The sequence below is a fragment of the Streptomyces anatolicus genome, from assembly GCF_019400875.1.
Taxonomy (GTDB): Bacteria; Actinomycetota; Actinomycetes; order Streptomycetales; family Streptomycetaceae; genus Streptomyces; species Streptomyces anatolicus.
Genome location: NZ_WMBF01000443.1, coordinates 1 through 5,291, shown reverse-complemented (window position 1 = coordinate 5,291; position 5,291 = coordinate 1). Strand labels below are relative to the sequence as shown.

General features: G+C 73.8%; 4 protein-coding genes. All 4 read right to left on the bottom strand.

Features of this window, described 5'->3' with window-relative positions:
• Positions 1-218: 218 nt before the first annotated feature.
• Complete coding sequence (locus GKQ77_RS27015) at positions 219-1,079, bottom strand: phytanoyl-CoA dioxygenase family protein (RefSeq protein WP_219691544.1); 861 nt, start codon at positions 1,077-1,079, stop codon at positions 219-221.
• A 16-nt stretch (positions 1,080-1,095) separates the two neighbouring features.
• A complete protein-coding gene (locus GKQ77_RS27010; RefSeq protein ID WP_219691543.1) occupies positions 1,096-2,217 on the bottom strand; it encodes a phenylacetate--CoA ligase family protein in 1,122 nt (373 codons plus the stop codon).
• Between the two features lie 9 nt (positions 2,218-2,226).
• Complete coding sequence (locus GKQ77_RS27005; protein ID WP_219691542.1) at positions 2,227-3,402, bottom strand: hypothetical protein; 1,176 nt, start codon at positions 3,400-3,402, stop codon at positions 2,227-2,229.
• Positions 3,399-5,291: DegT/DnrJ/EryC1/StrS family aminotransferase (locus GKQ77_RS27000; RefSeq protein WP_219691541.1), on the bottom strand; the 1,893-nt coding region annotated here is incomplete at its 5' end. The genes GKQ77_RS27000 and GKQ77_RS27005, both read right to left, overlap by 4 nt.

The following is a 5,291-nucleotide window of genomic DNA, read 5'->3' as shown; positions in this document are numbered from 1 at the left end:
GCTCGTGGGACGAGGCTCCTGGGGCGTGGTGCGGTGTGCGGGACTTCTGCTTATTGGTCCAGGCCAATCGGATAGTGGATATTGGCTCGTGACGATCGAGGCTGTCAAGGAGTCCGCACAGGCCGAGACGGGTGAATTCAATATCCTGGCGGCGGAGTTGTGGATTCCTGACGACTTGACACCTCGCCCTGACGTCACGTTGCCACCCCGCCTTGACGTCACGCCCCGTCATCCGCCGACCAGGGCCGCAGCCAGCGGGGATCGGGCGTGTCACCGGAGCGTACGAAACGGGCGTCGACGGAGAGTCGCATCGCGTCCGTCGTCGTGTCCAGGGACGCGTGGATGATGTGCGGCACGTGCACCATCACATCGCCCGCCGCGAAGTCCGCCCACAGCCAGCGGCGGCCCAGCGTGCGGGCGGTCAGCTCCAGGTCGTGGCAGATCTGGCGGCGGTCGCCAGGCCGGTCGGTGACGTCGCGCAGCGGGGCGTACTCCTCGGGCGGCAGCCGGTGGGAGCCCTCCAGGTACACGAGCGCCCCGGTCCGCGGCGGGCAGTCGCCCACGGGTATCCAGAAGGTGACGAGGCTCGGCGAACCCTGGTCCATGTAGTCGAAGTCGACATGGGCGCGCGAGGCCCGGCGCGCGCCCCGGTGGAAGTGGCGCAGGATCCGGCGCGGCAGCATCCGCACCTCGGAGTCGAGGAGTTGGGCGGCGAGCGCGGCGAGCACCGGGTTGCCCACGAACCGGTCGAAGGGCGCGGAGCGCACGAACCCGTACGCGGGATGCCCCGCGACCCCGTACTCCGGAACGTCCGCGGGCACCTGTCCGGAGAAGACCCCCTCCTCGGGGTCACTGCCCGCCGCGAGCAGGCCCGGCGGAAAGAGCGAGAAGTACCGCCCGCGCAGCCGCAGCACCTCCGCCCGGTCGAGCAGCCCCGGCAGATACAGATAGCCGTCGGCGCGCAGCCGGGCGCGGAGCGCCGCCGGGTCCCTCGGCGACAGGAGGTCCGCGCTGGGACGCAGCGGGCCGAAGAGGTCCGGTGTGAAAGGGACGGGCAGGCCGTTCGACGACAACTTCACGGTGCGTGTCCTTCGGTCAGTAGACGCCTTCCACCGCGTCGGCGGCGCCCCCGCCGTCCTCCTGGAAGGGCCGCACGGCGGCCACCCCGTCCCAGGGGAACCACGGGTGCGGCCCGGTCCTGACGGCGCTGTCGCGCTCCAGGAGGTTGGGCAGGAAGAGGTCTTCGAGGAGGGTGGTGGCCCGTACGCGCCCGCGCTCGCCGACGGCGACCTCGCGCCACGGGTCGGCCGGGTCGACGACGGCCAGCACCGCGAAGGGCGGCGGCAGATGGTAGGAGTGCCCGGCGCCGGCCGGCAGACCGGGCGCCACGCCCGCCGCCGCGTCCGCCTGGAGGGCGTGCCCGACCAGCGTGTTGCCGTAGGTGTCGATCCACTGCACGCCCGTCAGGTGCTCCTCGCGCAGGAATTGCGCCTCGGCCGCGGTGCACGAGGTCCCGCCCGTGCACGCCGCCCGGATGCCGTACGTGTGCAGGGGGCGCGGCAGCCGCATCGCGAGCTCCATGAGCAGCCGCGAGGTGGTGAAGAGCAGGGAGCAGCGCTCGGCGGCGAGCAGGGTCAGGGTCTGGTCGATCAGGTGCGCGGTGTACGCGTCCGCCTCACCGCCCGCGCGCAGTGCGGCCTTCACCCAGCGCGGGTCGAAGTCGATGGAGTGCACGGCGCCCCGCCAGCTGTCCGCGAGCCCCTCCACGAAGTGCCCGTACGCGTGCGGGCCGCTCGGCGTCATGGCGAGCACGTCACCGCCCGCGACGCCGCGCGCCTCGAGCACCGTGCGGTAGACCTCCACGTCGTACGCGAGCCGCGTGACGTTGACGATCCGGCAGGGCGTGCCGGTGGTGCCACCGGTCTCGAAGACCCGGAAGGGCCGGTCGTGGTAGCCCCGGGGGAGCAGGTCGCGGGCGTGCGCGGCGCGGAGTTCGGCCTTGTCGAAGAGGCCGAACAGCTCCAGCGCGGCAAAGGAGTCGACGTCCTTCAGGGGGTCGAAGCCGAGGCTTTCGCGCCGGGCGGCCCAGAAGGGGCTCGCGGTCTCCGGCCCGAAGTGCCAGCGCATCATCCGGCGCGTCCAGGTGTCGAGGTCGACCGCCAGCTCCGGGACGCGCGCGTGCAGCGTGTCGGTCAGCGTGCCGAAGGCGGTCGTCATACGGGGCTCTCACTTCGCTGGGCGGTGGACGAACAGGGACTCGGCGGTGAGGGCCGGTACGGCGTCGGGGGCCGCGTGGAGGACGGTGGCGAAGGGGAAGGGGACCTCGTGGCCGACCAGGGGGTGGCCTTCGTACTCCTGGAGCAGGACGAGGCGGGGCAGCGGGCAGGGGGCTCCGTCGACGAGGGCGATCGGGTCCCTGCGGGTGAGCATGCGGTCGCCGGGGCGCATGCGGTCGTGGACGGAGCGCAGCGCGCGGTGTGCCGTGTCCGGCTCGCGGAAGACGGTGAGCGGCCAGTCGGTGCCGTCCGGCCCCGGCGGAAGGGCGTCGAGCGCGGCGGCGAGCGAGGCCGCCAGATCCGAACTCTGCGCGCTTTCCGTGCAGATGACCGTGCGTACGTTGCTGCAGAAGCGCCCGGAGTCGCCCGCGACCAGGGGCAGCAGCCAGGTCACCGCCTCGTCGACCGGCATGCCCGCGGGCACCAGGGCGCAGCCGCGGCCCGGCCCGTGCAGGGTGAGCGTCGGGGAGTCGCGGACCGACGCGGCGAGACCGGCGCCGCCGTAGACGATCTGCCGGTCGGCGCGTCTCACCAGGGCGTGCAGCCCGCGCTGGTCGGTCGGGCAGAGGCCGATGCGGGCGGGCGGCCAGCCGACGGCGAGCAGGGCGGCGACGAGCCGGGCCGCGGAGAACGGCTCGCGCCGGCTCGGGCGCACCCAGACGGCGCCCGAGCGCTCGGCCTGGTCGAGTACGGAGTCCAGGCAGGTGAACGTGTTGCCGGGCAGCGCGACGAGGGAGAGCCGGTCGTCGGCGGTCCGTGGCTCGCCGCGCTTCAGGAGGCCTTCGCGGAGCAGAGCGCACCAGCGGTCCACGAGCGGCCCGGGCAGCCCGGCGGTCTGCCACAGTGCCGCGCGGAAGCCCTCGGCGTCCTGCTCGCCGATGCCGCCCACGGTGACGCTGCCGTGATCGAACAACTCCACGGCCGCGAGCAGCAGTTCGCGGCGACCGGCGAGCGGCGGCAAGTCGGCGCGCACGGTCTGCCACCACTTGTGGTCGGCGTCGGCCACGATCTCCGGGACGAGCGCGAGACCATACGCAGACCCCGCAGACCCCATGCCGGGCAGCGCGGTGGTGTCCAGCGACGTCCGCCACTCACCCCTGCGGAACGCGGAGAGCACCGCCGTCACGACAGCTCGCCGCGCAGGGCGGTGACCACCCGGATCTGCTCGGCCTCCGTGAGGGAGGGGTACAGCGGCAGGGCGATGTGGTGGCGGGCGAACCAGCGGGCACGCTCGAACGCCCCTCCCTCGCACGTGGGGTGACCGCTTCCTCCGGACCGTTGCGCGCCGCCCGTGAAATAGGGGTGGTCGCACAGCAGGTGGTCGTAGACCTCACCGGCCAGGGAGACCCCGTGCCGCTCCCGCAGCCGTTTCTTCAGGAGCGCGCGGTCGTACGGGCCTTCGGGGTCGGGGTAGGCGAGGTACTTGTAGAAGTTGCTGCCCGATCCGGCGGGCACGGCGTGCGGCCGGATCCCCGGGACGTCGGCGAGCAACGCGTCGTAGCGGGCGGCGAGTTCACGGCGTGCCGCCAGCGTGTGCGCGAAGCGCTCCAGGTCCACGGTGCCGACGGCGGCGTGGAGTTCGCTCAGCCGCCAGTTGCCGCCGGGACGGTCGTGCAGGGTGGAGCCCTGGGCGCTCTTGCCGTGGTCGCGCCAGCGCCGCACCTGCTCCAGGTCGTCCGGAAGGCCGGCGGACAACAGCCCGCCCTCACCGCTGACCGCGACCTTCGTGGGGAAGAACGAGAAGGCGCCGAACCGGCCGAAGCTGCCCGCGGGACGCCCGTCCAGGGTGGCGCCGAAGGCGTGCGCGGCGTCCTCCACCACCGGGATGCCGCGCTCCCGGCAGTGCGCGAGGGCCCCGTCGAGCGCGGGCGACACGATGCCGCCGATGTGCACCGGCAGCACGGCGGCCGTGTCGGGGTACCGGTCGAGGGCGGTACACAGGGCGTCCGGATCCATGCCGAGACCGTCGAGCTCGATGTCGACGAAGCGCACGGTCGCCTGCGCGCGCACCGCGGCGGCGGCCGTGGCGAAGAACGTGTTGACCGGCGCGAGCACGGTCCTGCCCGCCACGCCGATGACGCGCAGCGCGATCTCCAGGGCCGCCGAGCCGGACGCGACCGCCGCCGTCTCCGTGCCGGTCCAGGCACGGGAAAGCTCCTCGAAGCGGGCCACCTGCGGGCCCTGGGTGAGAATGCCCGAGGCGAGCGCGGAGTCGACACGGTCGAGCACGGTGTGCCGGTCGGACACTTCGAAGTGGATGCGCTGGGCCGGGACTTCGGCAGGGGAGGAGCGGGGGCCCGCCAGGGTGCGGGCGAAGAAGTCCGCCGCGTGGCCCACGTGCGTGCCGTGCCCCATGGGGAGTTCGTGGACTTCCACAGAAGCGGAGGCCTCGCCTGTCGCGTACGCATCCCGGACCGTGTCCGCCGCCCGGCGCGCGTCGGCCGGTTCGAGGTAGGAGTCGGCCGTGCCGTACTGGAGCTGGAGCGGCGCCGGGGCGAGCGCCCCGTACAGGTCGGGCAGGTCGGCGTACTCCAGGATGCCGGGGAGCGCCGCGCCCTCGTGGCCGGTCAACAGCCGCTCGTACAGGGCCTGGTAGCTGCCGAGATGGCTCGCCGCGCAGAGCGGGAGGCCTTGGCGGGGGGCGAGGAGCGCGGTGTGCAGGGCGACCGCCGCGCCGAGGCTGTGGCCGAAGAGGCCTACGCGGCCGGGGTCGACGAGCGGATGTGCCGCGAGCACGTCGAGCGCGCCCAGGGCGTCCCCGACGAGCGCGCCGAGCAGGGAGCGGCCGGTCAGCGCGAACGCGTGGGCCAGCAGCGTGCCTTCGTCCCGGCCCGCCCTGCGGGCGGCGTCGAGGCCGCCGCCGATGCCGTGGTCGAAGGAGAGCGTGACGAAGCCCGCGCGCGCCAGTTGCTCGGCGACATTGCGGTCCGGGTGGTCCGGCGGCACATCGCCCGTGAGCTGGTCCAGACGCGCGTTTCTGCCGCCGAGGACCAGAACGGCCGGGGCGGGGGCGGC

Bases quoted from the DNA above. Each gene is read 5' to 3' on its own strand.
- GKQ77_RS27010 (WP_219691543.1), bottom strand. From the start codon at position 2,217: ATGACGACCGCCTTCGGCACGCTGACCGACACGCTGCACGCGCGCGTC.